The following is a 21,021-nucleotide window of genomic DNA, read 5'->3' as shown; positions in this document are numbered from 1 at the left end:
TAAGGCACGGGATAGGGTGTGTAGGAAAGCCCTGCCGCCACGGCGTCAGCCCAGCCCCACTTCGTCATCCCAGCGAAAGCTGGGATCGCCCTCGGCCCAGCCCCACCAAGGCAGCCAGCCCCGCCACGTCAACTCTGCCCCGCCACGTCATCCCAGCGAAAGCTGGGATCGCCCGCAATCAAAGAACTACGCTGAAAAGATCGTCCCACTCAGGATTAGCACCCTCGATCAGTTCGATCTTCCACGCGCGCTTCCACGCCTTCATCGCCTTCTCGCGCGCGATCGCGTCCTCGATGCTGTCATGCTCTTCCGCATAGACAAGCCGCGTCAGCCCGTACCGCCGGCAGAAGGCCGAGCCCTTCCCCTCCCGATGTTGGACAATCCGCCGAGAGAGGTCGGCGGTCACGCCGATATAGAGCACCCCATCCTTGCGGTTGCTCATGATGTAGACCCATGCGCTCATGCGCCCAGAAAGCTCGCAGCGTGCGGCGAGCGATCCCAGCTTTCGCTGGGATGACCGAGATTTGGGTGGAAACCGGCCGCTAAACTAATGACGGTTCTGTCTTTCGCAAACAGCCGTTTCTCATCGCGAATTGTTTTTCTTCAACATTGGCAACAGCTCGAAGGCTAAGCCAACTAAAGCCCCAATTGCTACGGACTTAGTAACTGTAAACCAGGCGAACTCGGGCTGAAAAATCGCAATCCCAACGCCGATTAACAACGCGAGGGTCGCAGTTCCCCACACCGCATTTTGCCCCCTGCGAGCGTAAATGCCCAAAGCGATGACACCGCCAGCAATGACAAACCACCAAACGCTCATTCCCCCTGTCTCCTCAGCTTGAGCGCCTTTGGCAGCCTTCCTAGGCCCCCAATCGTCGTTCGCTACATACTCAAATGTGTATGCATTGGTCTATCAATAGCCTCAATCGGGTGTCAGCCAACAGTCTGGTATCGACGCGCCATTAGTTTGGTAGTGTTCGCGTCAGACCGGTAATCACGAGTGGTCGCTCCCAAGCGATTGCATGCTCGATCTGCAGGTGGCTCGCGTTCCTTCGACAACCACCGTGGCTGCTTCACCAGTTAGAACTGGCGTCGACGTCTTGATGCCTTTCCAGCTGAACTCGAAGTTGATTGGTCCAATGAGCCGGCAAACTGCGCCCTTGCCTTCCGCCGCGCACATGGTCGCGGCTCGCTTATAATCTTCGACCGTTGCTGGCTGCAGGGGGTCGACGTTCACAGAGGTCGCGGCGGTCCCACCGAACAGCACACGCTGACCAAAATTAAGCGCGTTGGCTGACCAAGTCGTCTCGCCATCGATCGTTTGCGTTCTTTCGATCCCCGCATTCTCGGCAAGGCGAGCGCAGAAACCCGAAGGATCACTCCCTGCCTGCAAAGGCGTCTGGACGATAAGAGCAATGAAAGCTGCCGAAGATGCAGCAAATCGCATGGTCTTGTTCAAGTAGGTCTCCGATGCGCGTAGAAACGAGAGAAGAAGTCGAGAAGGAAGCGAGCCAATTAAGCCGGTCCTGACGTTCCGCCAATACCAAAAAGCGGCTCACGATCATTACGTTACCGTCCTAATGCTAGCAGATCGCTCGCTAACCGCATAAGCCACATAGCTGTCCCACCTAGTTTCGAAACGGCGGGACGCGTCCGTAATTTCTATCGGTCGCCCTTCGCTCAGGTCGTGACCCGCAAACTCAATGGCGGTGGTTTCCCCGAGCAGTCCCTCCGCCACCACTATCCGAAGTTCATTCTCTGGTGGTTCGCCAATCCCTCTTACATAGAGATTGAGCGACCCTTCGGAAATTCGATCGCACACCCTCCCAATTCGCATGAAGCCAGTGGACTAACTGTTTGGTCTCAATGTCCGCAATCGAGTCGTTAGCGGACCTTGCAAGCCTCACCCACCCGCGTGGTAGAAATCATACACCTGCTGCGCCACGCCCGCGCTGATACCGGGCGCGCGTTTGAGGTCGTCCAGCGCCGCCGCGCGCACCTTCCCAGCCGTGCCGAAATGCAGCAGCAGCGCGCGTTTGCGCGAGGGGCCGATACCGGGGATTTCGTCGAGCGGTGAGGCGGTGATCGCGCGGCTGCGTTTGGCGCGGTGGGCGCCGATGGCGTAGCGGTGGACTTCGTCGCGCAGCGTCTGGAGATAGAACAGCAGCGGCGAATTGACCGGCAGCGTCTTTTCGCGCCCGTCGGGGAAATGGAACACCTCGCGTCCTTCGCGCCCGTGATGCGGGCCCTTGGCAATCGCGATCAGCGGGACGTCCTCGATCCCCATTTCCTCCAGCGTGTCGCGCACGCTCGACATCTGCCCCTTTCCGCCATCGATCAGCACCAGATCGGGCCAGATCGCCTCGTGCCCCTTGCCCTCGGTGCGCGCGTCGAGATCGCGCCCGGTCTCGGCTAGCTTGCGGAAGCGGCGTTCCATCACCTCGCGCATCATGGCGAAATCATCATTGGTCTGCGCGGTCTTGATGTTGAACTTGCGGTACTGGCCCTTCTCGAAGCCTTCGGGACTGGCGACGACCATCGCGCCCAGCGCCTTGTCGCCCTGGATATGGCTGTTGTCGTAGACCTCGATCCGCTGCGGGACCTCTTCCAGTTCGAGGAATTCGGTGAGCTCGCGCAGCACCTTCGTCTTGGTCCCGGTTTCGGCCAGCCGCCGCTCGAGCGCCTCGACCGCGTTGCGGCTGGCCTGCTGCATCAGCTTGCGCCGCGTGCCGCGCTGCGGGATCGAGATCGCCACGCCATGCCCCGCCTTCTCGCACAGCGCTTCGGCGACGAGATCCTGTTCGGGCAAGGCGCGGTCGACGAGGATGGTGCGCGGCGGCGGCACTTCCTCGTAGAATTGCAGCAATACGTCGGACAATACCTCTTCCTTCTCGAGCTCGCCCGTATTGCGCGGATAGAAGGTGCGGTGGCCCCAGTTCTGCCCGCCGCGGATGAAGAAGGCCTGCACGCCCACCTGCCCGCCCTTGGCGGCCAGCGCGAAGACATCGGCATCGCCCACGCCCTGCGCATTGATCGCCTGGCTGCCCTGGATGAAGGTCGCCGCGCGCAGCCGGTCGCGCAGGATCGCCGCGGTCTCGAAATCGAGATCTTCCGCCGCCTTCGCCATCTGCTTTTCCAGATCCTGCTGCACCGCGCTCGACTTGCCGCCGAGGAAGTCCTTCGCCTCGCGCACCAGTTTCTCATACCCCGGCTCGTCGATCCGGCCGACGCAGGGCGCGCTGCAGCGCTTGATCTGGTAGAGCAGGCAGGGCCGGTCGCGATTGTTGAAGAAACTGTCGGTGCAGCTGCGCAGCAGGAACAGCTTCTGCAGCGCGTTGAGCGTCTTGTTGACGCTGCCCGCGCTGGCGAAGGGGCCGTAGTAATTGCCCTTGGCCTTGCGCGCGCCGCGATGCTTGGTGATCCGCGGGAAGGCGTGGTCGGCGCGCAGCAGGATGAAGGGGAAGCTCTTGTCGTCGCGCAGCAGCACGTTGAACGGCGGGCGATAGCGCTTGATCAGCTGCGCTTCGAGCAGCAGCGCTTCGGCCTCCGAATTGGTGACCACGATTTCCATCGCCCGGCACTGGCTGATCATCCGCTGGATGCGGTTGGTGAGGCCCTTGATCTGCGTGTAATTGGCGACCCGCGCCTTGAGGCTGCGCGCCTTGCCGACATAGAGCACATCGCCGCGCGCATCGAGCATCCGGTAGACGCCCGGGCGCGGCTTGAGCGTCTTCACCGTTTCGCGGATCGCGGCGATGCCCGCTTCGAGATCGGGCTGCGCACCGGCCACGGTCTTGGTGGCGCGGTCCTCGTGGAACCGCTCCTTACCTCTCGGATCATGCGGGGAACCGGCTTTCGTGCGCGACATGCAGGGGGAGATAGTGCGCCGCATCGGCTTGTGCAAAGCCGGTTTTGCCGCCATCCCCCGGGCGATGGACCCAACCAAAATTGCACCGCCGCGCACGGTCGGCTTCTGGGGCACGTCGCTGTTCCCGCTCAACGGGATGATCGGCGCGGGGATTTTCGCGCTGCCCGCAGTGCTGGTGGCCGCGGTGGGCAACTTCGCCCCGTGGATGATGCTGGTCGGCGGCATCCTCTTCCTGCCGCTGGCGCTGTGCTACGCCTGGATGGCCACGCGGTTCGAGCATAGCGGCGGATCGGTGCTTTATGGCGAAGCCGCCTTCGGGCGCTTCGTCGGCTTCCAGGCCGGCTGGGCGCGCTATGCCAGCGCGATCGTGACCGCGGCGGCCAACATGCATGTGATGGTCGCTTATCTCGCCGCGCTGTTCCCCGAACTGGCGGGGCCGGTCGCTTCGCCCGTCGCGGTGGCGGTGGGGCTGGCGCTGATCACCGCGATCAATCTCTACGGCATGCGCGCCTCGGTCGGCGCGCTGGGGGTGATGACCGCGATCAAGCTGCTGCCGCTGGGCGCGCTGATCCTCTCGGCCTTCTTCGCGGGCGGCGAGATGGGCGCGGTGACGCTGCCGCAGTTCAGCCAGGTCGAGACGGTCATCCTGCTGACCTTCTACGCCTTCATCGGCTTCGAGGGCGTGGTCGAGGCGGCGGGCGAGTTCAAGCACCCCAAGCGCGACGTCCCGCTGTCGATCGTGACCATGGTGAGCGGGGTAACGCTGCTCTACATGGCGATCATCTGGGCCTTCATCGCGATCGGTCCCGAGTTCGCGGGCGAGGACAATGCGCTGGCGGGCGTCGCCGGCGCCTCGATGGGGCAGATCGGGTCGCTCGCGATCGTCGTCGCGGCCAGCTTCAGCATCGGGGCGAACAATTTCGCCAGCGGCGTGGCGCAGCCGCGGCTGATGTACGGCATGGCCGAGCGCGGCATGCTCCCGCGGTGGTTCGAATATGTCCACCCGCGCTTCCTTACCCCGTTCAACGCGATCCTGTTCTACGGCGTGGCGGCAATGCTGTTCGGCCTGTGGGAAGGCTTCGAAGTGCTGGCGATCGCGGGGACGCTGGTGCGCCTGGTGACCTATATCGTGACCAGTTGCGCGCTGCCCGTGCTCGAACACCGCGAGGGGCGGATCGTCCCGTTCCATCTGTTCTGCGTGATCTTCGCGGTGGGCAGTTCGCTGTTTATCGCCGCGCAGGCGCAGGCGCAGGCGTGGCTGGTGCTCGGCGGGTTCATCGCTGCAGGCACGCTGCTGTATGTCATCGCGGCGCGGCAGAAGCCCGAGTACCCGATCGACGAGGCTTAGCGCGCAGGCGGCGACAGGCCGGGCGCCCCTATAATACAATCTATTTATTACGGTGATCGCCCGATCTTGCCTGAAAGACGAAAAAGGCGCTGATTAGATATACTTGGCGATAACCACGCCGCCGCCACCTGTAACGGGCGGCGCAATTCTACAATTCTTCCGATCTTTTCAAAGACATTGTCCGCTCACTCGAGTCGGAATGAGTCAATGAGAACCGTCGATTATGGCGGCGTACGGTCGCGTCTGCAAAACATAGCAAACAGGAGACCGCCAATGTCCGGCCATGAACATCACGGAATGAAGCCCCTCGAAGGGATGAGCGCCTATTGTCGGCGCGGGCACCAGCCCGACCACCAGCGCGACGATCGCTTCGGGCGGTTGTTCCCCAAGCTCAGCCCCGCCTACATCCCGATCCACACGCTCGAGGCGATCGGCCGCAAGGGCGGGCCGATGGATGGCAAATCCAAGAACGACCGGACCGATACCGTACCCGTCGGCATGGTGTTCTTCGGCCAGTTCGTCGATCACGACATCACGCTCGACGCCAGCACCACCTTCGACAGCGTGGTCGATGATCCGGGCGAGATCGCCAATGTCCGCACACCCACGCTCGATCTCGACTGCATCTATGGCGTCGGACCCGAAGCGCAGCCCTATCTCTACGAACAGGCGGGCGCGTTCGCGGGGCCCAAGCTGCTGACCGGGAGCGACAATCCCGGCCAGGCGGGCGAGCGCGACCACGATCTGCTGCGCAGCCCCAATGGCCGCGCGATGATCGGCGATCCGCGCAATGACGAGAACCGCATCATCAGCCAGCTGCAACTGGCGATCATCCGCTTCCACAACCACGTCTGCGACACGCTGCATGCGGAAGACGGCTTCGAGGGCGAGGAACTGTACGAACACGCCCGCGAGGAAACCACCTGGCATTACCAGTGGGCGGTGGTGAACGACTTCCTCGCCGCCATGTGCGGCCGCCCGGTGGTCGAGCGTATCCTCGGCTGCGGACGCGCGCATTATTGCGGCGATACGCCCTTCATCCCGATCGAATTTTCGGTGGCTGCCTATCGCTTCGGCCATTCGATGATCCCGATGAAAATCCAGGTGCAGAAGGGCAAGTCGCCGCTCGAACTGTTCGGCGCGATACTAGGTGGCGGATTCGATGCGCTGGGCACACCCGATGGCGTGGTCGACTGGCACGAATTGCTGTTCACCCCGGCCAACCGCCAGGTCGAACGCGCGCAGAAGCTCGACCTGCTGCTGGCGGGCGATCTGCTGCAATTGCCGTTCATCACCAATGCCGAAAACTCGCTCGCGACCCGCAACCTGCTGCGCGGCAATGCCTTCCTGCTGCCCGGCGGGGAGAAAGTGGCGGAAGCGATCGGCTGCGATCCGAAATGGACCGCCAAGGTGAAGAAACGGATCGCCAAGCTGTCCGACGCGGTCGATGGTGCGCTGTCCGAACACGGCGTCCCGCTATGGCTGTGGATCCTTGCCGAAGCCGAGGTGATCGGACGCGAGGAAAGCGACGGCAGCACCAAGGAAGGCGAAGCGCTCGGCCCGGTCGGCGCAACCATCGTCGCCGAGACGATCATCGGCCTGCTCGAGAATGACGACCACTCCTATCTCGGCAGCAACCGCAACTGGTCGCCGCGGCCCGAGTGGGACACGCTGGGCAAGCTGGTGACCGCCGCGCAGCCCTAAGGGCTTGCACACCGCCCCCGCGCGGCTAGGGCGCTTCGCATGGAACATGGCTTCGATGCGATCGTCCTGGGCGCCGGGGCTGCGGGCCTGATGTGCGCGGCGCGTGCGGGGCAGCGCGGGCGCCGCGTGCTGGTGCTCGAACGCGCGAGCGCGCCAGGGAAGAAAATCCTCATCTCGGGCGGCGGGCGCTGCAATTTCACCAATATCGGTGCGGGTCCGGCCAATTACCTGTCCGCCAACCCGCATTTCGCCAAATCGGCGCTGGCGCGCTACACCGCGCAGGACTTCCTCGAACTGGTCGAAAGCTATGGTATCGCCTGGCACGAAAAGACGCTCGGCCAATTGTTCTGCGACGGCTCGGCCAAGCAGATCGTCGCGCTCCTGCTCGAGGAATGCGCCAAGGGCGGCGTCGAGATCCGCTGCGGCGAAGAGATCGCGCGGGTCGAACAAGACGACGGTTTCACAATTACCACGCAGACCGGCAGCTATCGCGCCCCGGCGCTGGTAATCGCGACCGGCGGCCCTTCCATCCCCAAGATGGGCGCGACCGGCTTCGCCTATGATCTCGCGCGGCAATTCGGTCTCAAACTGGTCGAGCCGCGCCCCGCGCTGGTCCCGCTGACGCTGGGCGGCGAGGAAGTGCTGTTCCGCGACATTTCGGGCGTGTCTGCGCCGGTCGCCGTATCGGCCAATGAGGCCAGCTTTGCCGAAGCCGCGCTGTTCACGCATCGCGGCCTGTCCGGCCCGGCGATCCTGCAGGCCAGTTCCTATTGGCGACCGGGCGAACCCCTGTTCGTGGACTTCCTGCCGCAGCGCGACGCGGCTTGGCTGCTCGACGCCAAGCGCGCCAATCCGCGCGCGGGCCTGCGCGCGCACTTGCGCGACGCCTTCCCCGCTCGGCTGGCGGATATTCTGACCGACAAGCTCGCGCTCGAAGGCGAGCTGGGCAATCTGCCCGACAAGGCGCTGCGCGCCGCGGGCGAACGGCTCAAGCGGTGGGAATTCCGCCCCAATGGCACCGAGGGCTTTGCCAAGGCCGAGGTTACCGTGGGCGGCATCTCGACCGCCGAACTGTCATCGAAGACGATGGCCGCCAAGCGTATCCCCGGCCTCTATACCATTGGCGAGGCGGTCGATGTGACCGGATGGCTGGGCGGCTACAATTTCCAGTGGGCCTGGGCGAGCGGGGTCGCGGCGGGCGACGCGCTGTAGCTTCGCGCGCCGCCCCTGCCGCTAGAACATCTTGCGCAGATCGACGCCGATATAGCGCCCGACCGGGTCGATCCGGCGCGGGTCGTAGGCTTCGGGGACAAGCCCGCTGGCATCGACCACGCGGCGCTGCCCGTCGAACACATTGTCGAGCACGAAAGCGACGCGGAAGCCCTTGAGGAAGCCCTCGTCGCGTTCGAGGATTTCCCCGAGATCGGCGAACAGGCGCAGGTCGAAGGTCACCAGGTCGCCGAAGAACAGATCGCTCGATCCGGGCAGGCCGCTACCGCGCAGCTCTGCTTGCCCGAGGTAATTGCTCGACAGGCGCACGCCATACCCATCGATGAACATCCCGGCTTCGAGCCGCGACGTGTGCTCGGGGATCGCGCCGCTACCCAGCACGAAGCCGTCGAGCTGGTCGAACACCGGCCCGCCAGCCGCCAGCGTCACTTCGTTTTCGAGCGCGATGGTGTGGTTGAGGTTGACGAAATAGCGCCCGCCCGAGCCGCCACGCCGGGCGAAGGGGTTCATCCCGCCGCCGCGCTGCTGGCTTTCGCCCTGCGGCGAACCACCCGCGCCATCGGCGGCACACGTGCGCTCGCGGAAGGCCTTGAGCCGCTCGGGATCGATCTCGCCATCTTCGCCGCGCAGCCGTTCGAGCATCTGCGGCGGCAGCTGGTCGAGCTGCGGCGGTTCGGAGCACAGCGCGGTGCGCAGCTCGGCGAAGCGGCCGATATCGGCCTCGCCCTCGGCGCTGCACAGCCGCTGGCGGAGCATCTCGACGCGCGCCGGATCGGGCTCGCCATTCTCGTCGAGCAGGCGGGCCCGCATCCCCTCGGGCAGCTGCGCCAGGTCGGGTGTGCCGGAAGTGGGTGCGGCGCACAGTTTCTCGCGCATCGCGGCAAAGGCCGCAGGATCGAAGCGCGAACCGCCTCCGCCGCCACCGGGGCGCCCAGCATTGCGGCCAGCCGCCGGCGGACCGCCACGGCTGCTTTCGCCGCTATCCGAACCGCCGAAGCTGCCGCGCGTCGACAGACCGAAGCTGAGCGTACGGCTGCGCGTTTCGTACAGCGTCACCGGACTACGGTCGATCGCCAGCAATTCACCCGCCCCATTGCGCGTCACGCGATCGGGGAAGGCCTGTTCGAAGGCCGAGGTGAAAGCCGGCGAGGACAGCGTGACATCGCGCGAGCGGTTGATCGCATAATCCGCCTGCAACCGCGTGCCTTCCCAGAAGGGCAATTCCCAGTTCGCGCCGAATTTCCAGTCGGACTGCGTTTCGGCACGCAGATTGGGATTGCCGCCGGTGATCACCGTGACCAGCACATCCTGCCCGGTGGCGAAATCGAACACCGAGACATTAGCCTCGTCGATCCGCGGCGAGCCCAGCGCGCTCAGCCCGGGGGCGACTTCGCGCCATATCCGCGTCGCCTGCAGGTTGAGGTTTTCGAATGGCGACCAGTTCACGCCCAGGCTCCAGTCCTGCAGCGTGCCGAAGTCCGACAGATGGTTGATGCCCGCCTGCCCGGAAACCGAGATGTCGCCAACGGCATCGAGGAAGCCGGTACGGCGGCTGGTTAGCGGGACGACGATATTGACGCCGCCCGACAGATCGCCGCGCGTCAGCTGCGTATCGAAAGCGGTGCGCGTGTCGTCGCTCTCGATCCGCTGCCAGTCGTAACCGACATCGAAGGTGGTCGCGATCTCGCCCGCCGGAATTTCGACCGCGATGCCGCGGAGCGTCACCAGATTGGTCGCGTTCCACGTGGTCGAGCGCGAAATATCGTAGCCCGCAGCAGTACTGCGATCGACTTCGCTGCGCGTCTTGGTGCGGCCGCCATCGAAGGTAGCGGTCAGCTGGAAGTCGCCGACCGGCTGGGTGTAGCTGGCCGCAGTGGACAGCGTATCGGTGCGGTTGCGCCGTTCGATCGGTTCGAGCACGCCATCGACCTGGCGCAGGCCCGACAGGCCGAGGCTTTCCTCGCGCGAGCCAGTCAGGTTGAGGCTGATCGAGGAACCGTTGTCGATGAAGGCCTTGGCATAGTTCGCGGTCGCCTCGACGCCGTAGCTGTCCGAGACGAGGCTGCGGAACGGGGCTTCGTCGGCGACACCGAGGATCGACGAAGCGGTCACCAGATCGCGCTCGTCCTCGGTCAGCAGGCTGACGTCTTCGACCTCGAGATTGAGGTTGATCCGCGCGCCGTCATTGATCGAGAGGTAGCCGATCTCCTGCTCGTTGCGCCAATAGCCGCCGCGCGCGGGGGCCTCGGCCTCGACTTCCGCAGTGATCGAGGAATAGCTTTCCTGCAGCACGATATTGACCACGCGCTGGTCGGGCGAATAGCCGAAGCGCTGCGCCACTTCCTCGGCGAAAACCTCGATCTTGGCGATGCTTTCGGGCGGATAGGAACGGAATTCGCGGAAGCTGGACACGCGGATGCCGTTGATCAGGAATACCGGTCGGCCGCTGCCACGCCCACCGCGGGCGCTGCCCGTCGCGGGTTCGATCGCGGCGATGATATCGGCGATCGAGCTGCCGCCGAACGCCGCGATATCCTCGCTGTCGTATTCGGCTACGGGCGGCTGGTCGACGATCAACTGGCCGCGGATGCGCGCGCCGGTGACGACGATCGTCCCGGGTGCGGACAGCACGTCTTCATTGACCTCGGGCGCAGGCTCGGCCGCCTGGCCGCTATCCTGGGCGTGGACAGCCGAGGCCCAGCCGAGTGCGAGGAGCGAAGTTGCGACAAATGATAGGGATTTCAAGCGCAGGGCCTTCCGTCTTAAATTATCCAACCGCCCCCGTGTGGCAGGCTATTGCGACGATGAATGCCGACAGGCAAGCGGGGTTTCCGTATCGGTTTGTCGCTGAACGAATAGGATATACGTTCCGTCGATGGCACTTGGATGCAGCGAGGCTTCCCTTTTCCCCCCGTCACCGCTAAAGGCCGCCGCTCATATTGCACAATCGAACGGATACGAAGACCTACATGGCGAAAGAAGAACTTCTCGAAATGCGCGGCAAGGTGGTTGAACTGCTGCCCAATGCGATGTTCCGCGTCGAGCTCGAGAACGGCCATGAAGTGCTTGGTCACACCGCCGGCAAGATGCGCAAGAACCGCATCCGCGTGCTGGTGGGCGACGAAGTCCTGTGCGAACTCACGCCTTACGATCTGACCAAGGCGCGGATCACCTACCGCTTTATGCCCGGTCGCGGCGGCCCCGGCCCGCAGTAAGCGCCGGTGGGCCAGCCCACACTCATCCTCGCATCGGCCAGCCCCCGCAGGCGCGAATTGATCGCGCGCCTCGGGCTGGAGCCGGCTGCGATCAATCCCGCCGATATCGACGAAACGCCCGCTGCCGGCGAACGCCCGCGCGACTATGCCATCCGCATGGCGCGCGAGAAGGCGCAGGCCGCCGCATCGGACGACGGCTTCGTGCTTGCCGGCGATACGGTGGTCGCCGCTGGACGCCGCATCCTGCCCAAGGCTGAGGACGAAGTGACCGCGCGGAAATGCCTCGAACTGCTTTCGGGCCGCCGCCACCGTGTGCTCTCGGCAATCGCGCTGCGCGCGCCCGATGGCCATATGCGCGAACGGCTGTGCGAGACCATGGTCCTGTTCAAGCGTCTCTCCGCCGAGGAGATCGACGCCTATCTCGCCAGCGGCGAATGGGAGGGCAAGGCCGGGGGCTATGCCATCCAGGGCCTCGCCGAGGGGCTGATCTCGCGCATCCAGGGCAGCCATTCGGGGGTTGTCGGACTGCCGCTCTACGAAACGCGCGCGCTGCTCAAATCCGCAGGGTTCCAGATTGTCTGACAGCGGGGGGCCTGGCAGCGACGGGCCCGAATGGCTGGTCGAACACGGGATCGGCGAAAGCCGCGCGCTGCTGGTCCACGGCGAAGAGGTGGTCGCCGCAAAATTGCACTGGTCGGGCGACCTCCCGGTCGACAGCACCGCGCTCGCGCAACTGGTGTCCAAGCCCGCCGGGGGTGCACGCGGGCTCGCGCGGATGGCGAATGGCACCGAAATCCTCATCGACCGCATTCCGCCCCGGGCGACCGAGGGCAGCGCGCTGACCCTGCGCATAACCCGCGCCGCGATTGCCGAGCGCGGGCGCTTCAAGCGCGCGCAGGGCCGCGTTATCGAGAGCGAGGCCGACGCACCGCCGCCGCGCGACAATGTCTTCGTGCTGGGCGTTGCGGTCCGCCGCCTGCCCGGGGGCGAGTGGGACGAGATCTGGCATGCCGCCGCCGCGGGCGAGGTCGCGTTCACAGGCGGCGCACTGCTGTTCAGCGTGACACCCGCGATGACGCTGATCGATATCGATGGCGATCTGGCGCCGCGCGACCTCGCGCTTGCCGCGATCCCCGCGATTGCGCGCTGGCTGCGCCTGTTCGACCTCGGCGGTTCGATCGGGATCGATTTTCCCACGCTGGCCGCCAAAGCCGACCGCAAGGCGGTCGATACCGCGCTCGACGCCGCGCTGGCGGGCTGGCCGCATGAACGCACCGCAATGAACGGCTTCGGCTTCGTCCATATCGTCGCGCGGCTGACGGGGCCCTCGCTGCTCCACCGCTTCGCCTCTGCGCGCGTGGGTGCTGCGGCGCGCATGGCGCTGCGCCGCGCGGAGTTGGTCGACGGGCCGGGCGTGACGCTGCTGGCCATCCACCCGGCGCTCAAGGCCAGGCTCAAGCCCGAATGGATCGCCGAACTCGAACGCCGCACCGCGCGCCCTTTGCGGATAGAGACCGATCCCGGGCTTGCGATCGAGGCCGCCACCGCCCAGATCGTGCCGCATGACGAGTAAGCCCCGCCCCTGCCCGATCTGCCGCAAGCCGCGCAGCGAGGAGCACACGCCGTTCTGTTCGACCCGCTGCCGCGACCGCGACCTCGCGCAATGGTTCGGCGATGGCTATGCGGTGCCGGCGCGCCCCGCCCTGCCCGAGGAAATCGCGGCGGAAGTCACCAAGGGGCAGGACGACTAATTACCCCCTTGCCAAGGCGGGCCAGCTTCGCCATAGGCGCGCTCTCATTGCTCGCGGGGCTGTTCAAGCCCCTCCGCCGAAGCAGTGTGCCCGGGTAGCTCAGGGGTAGAGCAGACGACTGAAAATCGTCGTGTCGGTGGTTCGAATCCGCCCCTGGGCACCACTTCGCTGCGATGGCTTCCCCTGCTTCGCCGCCCGCGCTAGTCAGCCGGGATGCATGATACTGCCAGCACCGCGCTCTCCGCTTTCGACATCGCCGCAATCCTTGTCGTCGCTTCGGCGCTGCTTGGCTGGTTCAACCATCATTTCCTCAAGCTGCCGCATGTCATCGGGCTGACCGTTATGGGCGCGCTGGGGGCAATCGGGCTGACAGTGGCCGATGCCTTCATTCCCGGCGTGACGCTCGACGACTGGGTCGCCGACACGCTGCAGCAGATGAATTTCACCGAGACGCTGCTGCAGGGCATGCTCAGCTTCCTGCTGTTTGCCGGCGCGCTGCATGTCGATCTCGACCGCCTCAAGGTCGCGTGGCTGCCGGTGCTGCTGCTCTCCACCGTCGGCGTGATGATTTCGACCGTGCTCGTCGGGCTCGCCATGTGGGGCGTGGGCATGGTGCTCGCGCTGGGGATCGCGCCGATCTGGTATTTCGTCTTCGGCGCGCTGATCGCCCCGACCGACCCGGTTTCGGTGCTCGGCGTGCTGCGCGAGGAGAAGGTCCCGCAATCGCTGCAGAGCGCGGTGGCGGGCGAAAGCCTGTTCAATGACGGCGTCGGCATCGTGGTGTTCATCATCCTGCTCGGCGCGGCAGTGAGCGGGAATGACTTTTCCTTCGCCGAGGGCGCACGGCTGTTCGCGATCGAGGCGGGCGGCGGCATCCTGATCGGGCTCGTCGCGGGCTATGTCGGCTACCGCGCGCTGGCGGGGATGGACGAATACACGCTCGAGGTGCTGGTCACGCTGGCAGTGGTCATGGGCGGCTATGCGCTATGCAATTACCTGACGCTCTCGGGTCCGCTGGCGATGGCGGTGGCCGGCCTGCTGATCGGCAACCACGGCGTTACCTATGCGATGAGCGACGTGACGCGCGATTATCTCGTCAAATTCTGGGAGCTGGTCGACGAATTGCTCAATTCGGTGCTGTTCCTGCTGATCGGGCTGGAAATGATCGTGCTGGTCGCGGGCTTTGACGAGTTAGTGCTGGCGCTGGCCGCGATCCCGCTGACGCTGGCCGCGCGCGGGGTCGGTATCTTTGTCTCGACCAAGGCGATCCCCGCTGCACGGCTGCAGGACAAGGGCGCAGGCCGCGTGCTGTGGTGGGGCGGGCTGCGCGGCGGCATTTCGATCGCGCTGGCGCTGTCGCTGCCCGCGGGCGAGACGCGCGATCTGATCCTCGCCGCGACCTTCGCCGCGGTGCTGTTCAGCGTCCTTGTCCAGCGCGCCACGCTGGGGCGGTTGATCGAGAAGCTGAAACGCGACCACGCCCCCGCGGTCGAAGACGATACCGCCGCCGCAGCAGGCCCGCCGCCTCCGCCCTAGGACGCGGCCACATCGTCCGCCGCGGCGGCGATTTCTGCCCAGACCCGGGCGAGATCGGCTTCATCGATACAATAGGGCGGCATGACATAGACGGTGTTGCCAAGCGGCCGCAGCAGCAGGTCTGCTTCGCGGAACCGGCGCAGCAGCTTCGGCCCGAGGTCGGACAGATAGCTCCCGCCCGGCTCGCCCAGTTCCAGCGCGGCAATCGTCCCGCAGCGCCGCGCGTTGCGCACCATGGCGTGCTCCGCGAGCGTATCGAGATGCGCCTGCTGCTTCGCTGCCAGCGCCGCGATCCGCTCAGGCACCGGTTCCTCGCGCCAGATCGCGAGATTGGCATTGGCCGCCGTGCAGGCCACCGGGTTCGCGGTATAGCTCGACGAATGGTAGAAAGTGCGCGTGCGGTCGGTCGAATAATGCGCATCCCAGATCGGTTCGCTCGCCATGGTCACCGCTAGCGGCATCGCCCCGCCGGTGAGCCCCTTGGACAGGCACATGATGTCGGGCACGACATCGGCCTGTTCGCAGGCGGTCAGCGTGCCGGTACGGCCCCAGGCGGTCATCACCTCGTCGGCGATGAACAGCGTGCCGTGCCGGGCGCAGATCGCGCGCATCTCGGCCAGCACTGCGGGCGGATACATCAGCATGCCGCCCGCCCCCAGCACCAGCGGTTCGACGATGAACGCCGCCGCCCCGCCCGCGCATTCGGCTTCGAGCGCATCGTAGGTGGGCTGCGGATCATTGCCGGGAAAAGGCACGCGTCCGACATCGAACAGCATCGGTGCATAGGCGGCGTTGAATACCCCGCGCGCGCCCACCGACATCGCGCCGATCGTATCGCCGTGATAGGAATGCTCCATCACCACGATCCTGCTGCGGTTCTCCCCGCGGTGCGTCCAGAAGCCGAGCGCCATCTTCAGCGCGACCTCGACTGCAGTCGAACCGCTGTCGGAAAAGAACACGCGGGTCAGCTCTTCGGGCAGGATCCGGCACAATTCACGCGCGAGATCCTCTGCCGGTTGGTGCGTCCAGCCGGCGAAGATCATCTGGTCGAGCCGCTGCGCCTGGTCGGCGATCGCCGCCATGATCCGCGGGTGGCAATGGCCATGCGTGGTCACCCACCAGCTCGAGATCGCGTCCACCACGCGGCGGCCGTCCTCGGTATGCAGCACGGCGCCCTCGGCATGCGTGACCAGCGGAACCGGATCGCCCAGCCCGTGCTGCGTGAAGGGATGCCATACCGGGGAATGGGTCATGTGAAATCCGCCAGGTCGAAATTGTCGGTAAAGGCCTGGGCGAGCGACGCCGCGTCGAGCGAGCAGAGCAGCGGCAGCCGGCCCAGCCGCTTCACGGCGCCGAGCCGGCAGATCGTCGCTTCGCTGTCCTCCACCGCGTCGCCGACGAAGGCCACGCCGTGGATTGCCACCCCGCGCGCGCGCAGCGCTTCGATCGTCAGCAGCGAATGGTTGATCGTGCCCAGCGCGGTGCGCGCCACCACGATCGCAGGCAGGCCCCAGCGCGCGAACATGTCGGCGTAGAGCAAGTCCCCACCGAGCGGGACCAGTGCGCCGCCGGCCCCCTCGACCACTAGCGGACGCTGCGCGGGGAGCGCCAGCCGGTCGGGATCGATGGCGACCCCGTCGATCTCGGCGGCGCGGTGCGGCGAACAGGGCGTCGCCAGGCGATAGGCCTCGGGCAGCACGCGGGTTTCGGGCAATCCCGCAAGCTTCGCCACCTGCGCCCGGTCGCCGCCTTCTTCCAGCCCCGCCTGCACTGGCTTCCAGTAGTGCGCATCGAGCGCGCCAGTGAGCGCGGCAGCGAAGACGGTCTTGCCGACGTCGGTATCGGTTCCGGTGACAGTGAATGCACTCATGCGAGAATCTCCGAAAGCGTGCCGGCCAGCGCATCGATCTGTGCCCGGCCGCTATTGAGAGTGAGCGAGATGCGCAGGCGGCTGCTGCCCGCAGGCACGGTGGGCGGGCGAATGCCGCGGATATCGAAGCCCGCGCTGCGCAGCGCGCCGGCAATCTGCATGGTGCGTGCTTCGTCACCCAGCACCAGCGGCATAATCTGCGATCCGCTGGCGCTGACGCCGAAGGGCGCGAGTTTGCAGCCCGCATAGCCGACCAGATCGTGCAGCGCTTCACGCCGTCCGGGCTCCTCCTCCACGATCCTCAGCGCCTCGCGCACGCAGGCAGCCATCAGGGGCGATGGCGCGGTGGAGAAGATGAAGCCCCGCCCGCGGTTGATGACATGGTCACGCATTACGCGCGGCCCACACAGCAGCGCCCCTTCGCCGCCCAGGGCCTTGCCGCAGGTGCGCAGCACGATCGCGTTATCGCGCCCGTCGATATCCGCTGCCAGCCCCCGGCCGCCATTGCCGAACACGCCGGTGGCATGCGCATCGTCGGCCAGCAGCACCGCGCCATGGCGGTCAGCCAGGTCGGCCAATTCGGCAATCGGCGCGCGGTCGCCGTCCATGCTGTAGAGCGTTTCGACCGCAATCCAAGCCTGGCCCGCGGCATTGCCGGCCCGCCAGTGCGCGAGCGCTTCGGCAAAGGCGCCGACATCATTGTGCGGCACGGCAATGCATTCGGCCCGCGACAGACGCATCCCTTCGTGCGCGCTGGCATGGACCAGCGCGTCGTAGAAGATCGCATCGCCGCGTTGGGGCAGTGCCGACAGCAGGACGCTGTTGGCGCCGTAGCCATTGGCAAGGAACAGCGCGCTTTCGCAGCCGAAGAAGCGCGCGGCCTCCGCCTCCAGCGCTTCGTGTTCGGGGTGGTTACCGCGTAGCAGCCGCGAACCGCCCGAACCGACTGGGACGCCGCGCTCGAGCGCGTCCATCACGGCGTTCTTGAGCCTCCCGCTGCCCGCCAGCGCGAGGTAATCGTTCGACGAGAAATCGGTGCCGCCGGGAAGCGAAAGGCTGCGCAGCCGCGCCGCGTGCGCCAGACCCGCCAGATCATCGACCTGCGCGGCAAGCGGAGTGTTGGTGGTGCGCCCCGTATCCATGCCGCGCGCGCTAACCACCGCGCCGCGTGCCTGCAATTGCTTTCGTCAATCGGCTTCTGTATGGCTCGCTAAACGCCCCGGCAGTCGCAATCGCCAGTCGATTCCGTCGCCGGGGCGCAGGCTTTTCTAGCGTGAAGGAATGCATATTCATGGCTCGTCGGCGCCAGATCTACGAAGGCAAGGCCAAGATCCTCTACGAAGGTCCCGAACCGGGCACGATCATCCAGTATTTCAAGGATGATGCGACCGCGTTCAACGCCGAGAAGAAGGGCACGATCAACGGCAAGGGCGTGATCAACAATCGCATCAGCGAATATGTGTTCACGCGGTTGTCGCACATCGGCATTCCCACGCATTTCATCCGCCGCCTCAACATGCGCGAACAGCTGGTGCGCCAGGTGGAAATCATCCCGCTCGAAGTGGTGGTGCGCAATGTCGCTGCGGGTACGCTGAGCAAGCGCCTCGGGATCGAGGAAGGCGAGCTGCTGCCGCACACACTGATCGAATATTGCCTCAAGGACGATGCGCTGGGCGACCCCAAGGTCTCCGAAGAGGAAATCGCCTGCTTTAACTGGTGCAGCCATGAAGAGCTGCAGGACATGTCGAGCATGGCGATCCGCATCAACGACTTCCTCTCGGGCATGTTCAGCGCGATCGATATCCGCCTGATCGACTTCAAGCTCGAATTCGGCCGTATCTGGGATGGCGATTTCAGCCGGGTGATCCTGGCCGACGAGATCAGCCCCGACGGCTGCCGCCTGTGGGACATCAACACCGGCGAAAAGCTCGACAAGGACCGCTTCCGCCGCGACCTCGGCGGCGAAAGCGAAGCCTATCAGGAAGTCGCGCGGCGTCTCGGCCTGCTGCAGAACGAAGACAGCGGCCCGGGCGAAGTGCTCGACATGAACGCGCATCGCGGGCGGCTGCGGACTCCTCCAAGCCGAAGAAGTAACGCGGTCGGCCGCGTCCGGCGCAAGCCCGCGGCGCAGCGTAGGCATAGAAAAAGGGCCGGAGGGATCGCTCCCCCGGCCCTTTTCTTGGTCGGTCGTCCGCGCGCTTAGTAGCTGACGCGGGCCGAGATACCGAACACGCGCGGATCGTTGACGAAGGCGGTGTTGTTGTTGAAGTCGATGCCGCCCTTCACATTGTCGGCATCGAGGATGTTGCGCACGAAAGCGGCGACTTCGAACGTGCCGTCGAGCTTGGCATAGCCGACGCGCAGCCCGCCTTCGATCTGGTTGTTGGTGTTGAATTCGGCGCTTTCGTAGATGAACAGGTTGGTCTTGCCCTGGTAGGCCCAGTCGGTGAAGGCGAAGATCTCACCCGCATTGCCCACCGGAACGCCGTAGCGCGCGGTGATGTCGGCGATCCATTCGGGCGCATTGGGGAACGGGTTGCCGTCCACCAGCGCGCGCGTGTTGCCCGACAGGACCACGGTCGGGTCGGTCACGGTGCACTGCGCACAGATGCCCACAGCCAGCGTGTCGTCCTGGATCTCGGTCTTGTTCCAGCTGACGCCTGCAGTGACGAGGAAGTCGGGCGTGATCTGGAAGGCGCTGTCGAGTTCGAAACCGTAGCCGCGGCCTTCCTCGGCATTGACCAGCTGCACGAGGTTGCCCGCGCCGCCCACCGCAGTGAACTGCGGATCGTCGATCGTGTAGTAATAGACCGCGCCGTTCAGACGCACGCTGCGGCCCGCGAATTCGGACTTGAACCCGGCCTCGTAGCTCATGATCTTTTCCGAGGTCGCGATCGACGGTGCCGAACCGAAGGCGACGTCGCGGCCCTGGATGGTCGGCGCGCGGAAACCGCTCGCTACGCGGGCATAGACGCTGGCGTCGGTGCCGACATCGTAGAATGCGGCAAGGTCCCAGCTGATCCGCTCGTCCTTGACGCTGCGCTCCTGCGCATCCGGACCCGAGATGAAGGAGGTCTGCGTCACCGCGAACTGCTTCTCGTCCTCGGTATAGCGCAGGCCGCCGGTCAGCTTGAGCGCAGGGGTGATTTCACCCGTCACCTGGCCGAATACCGCCCAGCTTTCATTGGTGTGGTTGACGGTGACCGGCGGCGGGAACGGGAAGCCGATGGTGGTGACGTCGAAATCGCTGTCGAAGTAGAAGCCGCCGACCTGCCATTGCACCGGGCCGTTCGAATTCGAGGCGATGCGGACTTCCTGCGTGAACTGCTCGAGATCGATCGAATCCTGCGTATCCGATTCAAACGGGATGAAACCGGGACCGGTCTCGATCACATCGCCATTTTCATCGCGAACGATCCATCCACCGTCGATATCGCCGCGGCTGCGGCCTTCGCTGTTGGCCCAGCTGGTGATGCTAGTGAAGGTCGCGAAATCGGCTTCGTAATCGACCTTGGCACTCGCGATCTCGGCCTTGTAGGCGGCTTCGTTACGCCCGCCGGCGTCGTAGAACACGGTGTCGCGGTCGTAATTGTCGTTCAGCTCGTTGTCGCCCGGGCCGAGGATATTGGCGCGGAACAGCGTCGACTGGCCGTCGAGGTCGCGGATCGAGTAGCTGCCGAGGATCGAGAGGCGATCGCCGGGGGTGATCAGCAGCTGCGCACGGCCGGCGACTTCGCTGTAGGCGCCATAGGCGTCCTCTTCACCGGTGAAGCCGTTGTCGACCCAATTGTCGCGCTGCTGCCACAGGCCCGAAAGGCGCAGCGACACCACCCCGGGTGCGAGCGGCAGCGTCACGCCGCCATCGGCCGAGATGCTGTTGAAGCTGCCGTAGCTGACCGAACCGTCAACCGCGAATTCGTCACCGGGCTTGACCGTGTCGATCTTGACGATGCCGGCGGGCGTATTGCGGCCGAACAGCGTGCCCTGCGGCCCGCGCAGCACTTCGATGCGCTCAACGTCGAAGATCGGGAAGGACTTGAGCGTGACGTTTTCCATCACGACATCGTCCATCACCACCGAGACCGGCTGCGATGCGGCGAGATCGAAATCGGTATTGCCGAGCCCGCGGATGTAGAAGCGCGGTGCGGCGCGGCCGTTCGAGCTTTCGATGAACAGACCCGGCACGCGCGCGGCCAGCGCGGTGATTTCAGCGCCCGCATCGAAGATCGTGCGCACGGTGCTGGCATCGAGCGTCGCTGCCGAAACCGCGACATCCTGCAGGTTTTCCTCGCGCCGGTTGGCGGTCACGATAATCGTGTTGAGCTGGCCCGCGCCGGCTTCTGCGGTGCCGGAGCTGTCGGCGTCGACATCCTGCGCGAGGGCGGGTTGCGCAGCGAACGCCGCGAAGGCGAGCGTGCTGGCGCCGAGAAAACGGGCAGCGGTGGATCGAATGGTCATGTAGGGGAATTCCTGCTTGAGCGCGCACATGGGGGGCGGGC

The 21,021-nt window shown here is 65.4% G+C and carries 18 protein-coding genes and 1 tRNA gene; 10 read left to right on the top strand and 9 right to left on the bottom strand.

All coding sequences use genetic code 11. From position 1 onward, the window contains the following. Positions 1-178: 178 nt before the first annotated feature. The 4 genes from VWN43_RS03745 to uvrC form a co-directional block, all read right to left on the bottom strand. The gene (locus tag VWN43_RS03745; RefSeq protein ID WP_320180606.1) at positions 179-463 is read right to left on the bottom strand and encodes a GIY-YIG nuclease family protein; all 285 of its coding nucleotides are present in this window, start codon (positions 461-463) and stop codon (positions 179-181) included. 120 nt (positions 464-583) lie between these two features. Next, positions 584-820, bottom strand: a complete 237-nt coding sequence (locus VWN43_RS03740) for a hypothetical protein (RefSeq protein WP_320180607.1) — start codon at positions 818-820, stop codon at positions 584-586. Positions 821-994: 174 nt separating this feature from the next. Next, the gene (locus tag VWN43_RS03735; RefSeq protein ID WP_320180608.1) at positions 995-1,459 is read right to left on the bottom strand and encodes a hypothetical protein; all 465 of its coding nucleotides are present in this window, start codon (positions 1,457-1,459) and stop codon (positions 995-997) included. A 444-nt stretch (positions 1,460-1,903) separates the two neighbouring features. Beyond that, entirely contained in the window at positions 1,904-3,868 is a 1,965-nt protein-coding gene (gene uvrC, locus VWN43_RS03730; protein WP_320180609.1) for an excinuclease ABC subunit UvrC, read from the bottom strand. Between the two features lie 64 nt (positions 3,869-3,932). On the opposite strand from uvrC, the gene VWN43_RS03725 reads away from it, so the two are divergent. From VWN43_RS03725 to VWN43_RS03715, 3 genes are all read left to right on the top strand, one after another. Next, positions 3,933-5,216, top strand: coding sequence for an APC family permease (locus tag VWN43_RS03725; RefSeq protein WP_320180610.1), 1,284 nt, complete (start codon positions 3,933-3,935; stop codon positions 5,214-5,216). Between the two features lie 273 nt (positions 5,217-5,489). Continuing rightward, the gene (locus tag VWN43_RS03720; RefSeq protein WP_330768135.1) at positions 5,490-6,920 is read left to right on the top strand and encodes a peroxidase family protein; all 1,431 of its coding nucleotides are present in this window, start codon (positions 5,490-5,492) and stop codon (positions 6,918-6,920) included. Between the two features lie 39 nt (positions 6,921-6,959). Then, positions 6,960-8,132, top strand: coding sequence for a BaiN/RdsA family NAD(P)/FAD-dependent oxidoreductase (locus tag VWN43_RS03715; RefSeq protein WP_320180612.1), 1,173 nt, complete (start codon positions 6,960-6,962; stop codon positions 8,130-8,132). A gap of 21 nt (positions 8,133-8,153) precedes the next feature. Here VWN43_RS03715 and VWN43_RS03710 read toward each other — a convergent pair whose 3' ends face one another. Next, positions 8,154-10,895, bottom strand: a complete 2,742-nt coding sequence (locus tag VWN43_RS03710) for a TonB-dependent receptor (RefSeq protein ID WP_320180613.1) — start codon at positions 10,893-10,895, stop codon at positions 8,154-8,156. A 224-nt stretch (positions 10,896-11,119) separates the two neighbouring features. Between VWN43_RS03710 and infA the strand changes: the two genes are divergently transcribed. The 6 genes from infA to VWN43_RS03680 all read left to right on the top strand — a co-directional run bounded on the left by infA (position 11,120) and on the right by VWN43_RS03680 (position 14,652). Next, complete coding sequence (gene infA / locus VWN43_RS03705; RefSeq protein ID WP_047806247.1) at positions 11,120-11,365, top strand: translation initiation factor IF-1; 246 nt, start codon at positions 11,120-11,122, stop codon at positions 11,363-11,365. Between the two features lie 6 nt (positions 11,366-11,371). Then, entirely contained in the window at positions 11,372-11,947 is a 576-nt protein-coding gene (locus VWN43_RS03700; RefSeq protein WP_320180614.1) for a Maf family protein, read from the top strand. After that, positions 11,940-12,938: a ribonuclease E/G gene (locus tag VWN43_RS03695; protein ID WP_320180615.1), complete on the top strand. Its 999-nt coding sequence runs from the start codon at positions 11,940-11,942 to the stop codon at positions 12,936-12,938. Before VWN43_RS03700 ends, VWN43_RS03695 begins: the two co-directional genes overlap by 8 nt. Beyond that, positions 12,928-13,116 (top strand): DNA gyrase inhibitor YacG, encoded by a 189-nt coding sequence (yacG, locus tag VWN43_RS03690; protein ID WP_253517537.1) that lies wholly within the window; start codon positions 12,928-12,930, stop codon positions 13,114-13,116. The genes VWN43_RS03695 and yacG overlap by 11 nt, the downstream gene beginning before the upstream one ends. A gap of 88 nt (positions 13,117-13,204) precedes the next feature. After that, positions 13,205-13,279: transfer RNA gene (locus tag VWN43_RS03685), tRNA-Phe, on the top strand. Between the two features lie 50 nt (positions 13,280-13,329). After that, the gene (locus tag VWN43_RS03680; RefSeq protein ID WP_320180616.1) at positions 13,330-14,652 is read left to right on the top strand and encodes a cation:proton antiporter; all 1,323 of its coding nucleotides are present in this window, start codon (positions 13,330-13,332) and stop codon (positions 14,650-14,652) included. On the opposite strand, the gene VWN43_RS03675 is transcribed toward VWN43_RS03680, so the two are convergent. From VWN43_RS03675 to VWN43_RS03665, 3 genes are read right to left on the bottom strand one after another with little or no spacing between them, the layout of a single operon-like run. After that, a complete protein-coding gene (locus VWN43_RS03675; RefSeq protein WP_320180617.1) occupies positions 14,649-15,905 on the bottom strand; it encodes an adenosylmethionine--8-amino-7-oxononanoate transaminase in 1,257 nt (418 codons plus the stop codon). The two genes, VWN43_RS03680 and VWN43_RS03675, sit on opposite strands and share 4 nt — an antisense overlap. Continuing rightward, the gene (gene bioD / locus VWN43_RS03670) at positions 15,902-16,522 is read right to left on the bottom strand and encodes a dethiobiotin synthase (RefSeq protein WP_320180618.1); all 621 of its coding nucleotides are present in this window, start codon (positions 16,520-16,522) and stop codon (positions 15,902-15,904) included. The genes VWN43_RS03675 and bioD overlap by 4 nt, the downstream gene beginning before the upstream one ends. Then, positions 16,519-17,664 (bottom strand): 8-amino-7-oxononanoate synthase, encoded by a 1,146-nt coding sequence (locus tag VWN43_RS03665; protein ID WP_320180619.1) that lies wholly within the window; start codon positions 17,662-17,664, stop codon positions 16,519-16,521. Before VWN43_RS03665 ends, bioD begins: the two co-directional genes overlap by 4 nt. A 149-nt stretch (positions 17,665-17,813) precedes the next feature. On the opposite strand from VWN43_RS03665, the gene purC reads away from it, so the two are divergent. Beyond that, the gene (gene purC / locus VWN43_RS03660; RefSeq protein WP_320180620.1) at positions 17,814-18,725 is read left to right on the top strand and encodes a phosphoribosylaminoimidazolesuccinocarboxamide synthase; all 912 of its coding nucleotides are present in this window, start codon (positions 17,814-17,816) and stop codon (positions 18,723-18,725) included. Here the strand turns inward: purC and VWN43_RS03655 are convergent. Further along, a complete protein-coding gene (locus VWN43_RS03655) occupies positions 18,722-20,980 on the bottom strand; it encodes a TonB-dependent receptor (protein ID WP_320180621.1) in 2,259 nt (752 codons plus the stop codon). The two genes, purC and VWN43_RS03655, sit on opposite strands and share 4 nt — an antisense overlap. Between the last annotated feature and the right edge of the window lie 41 nt (positions 20,981-21,021).

Origin of the sequence: Qipengyuania sp. HL-TH1 (assembly GCF_036365825.1) — a bacterium.
Taxonomy (GTDB): Bacteria; Pseudomonadota; Alphaproteobacteria; order Sphingomonadales; family Sphingomonadaceae; genus Qipengyuania; species Qipengyuania profunda.
This window is presented reverse-complemented; position numbering and strand designations above follow the sequence as displayed.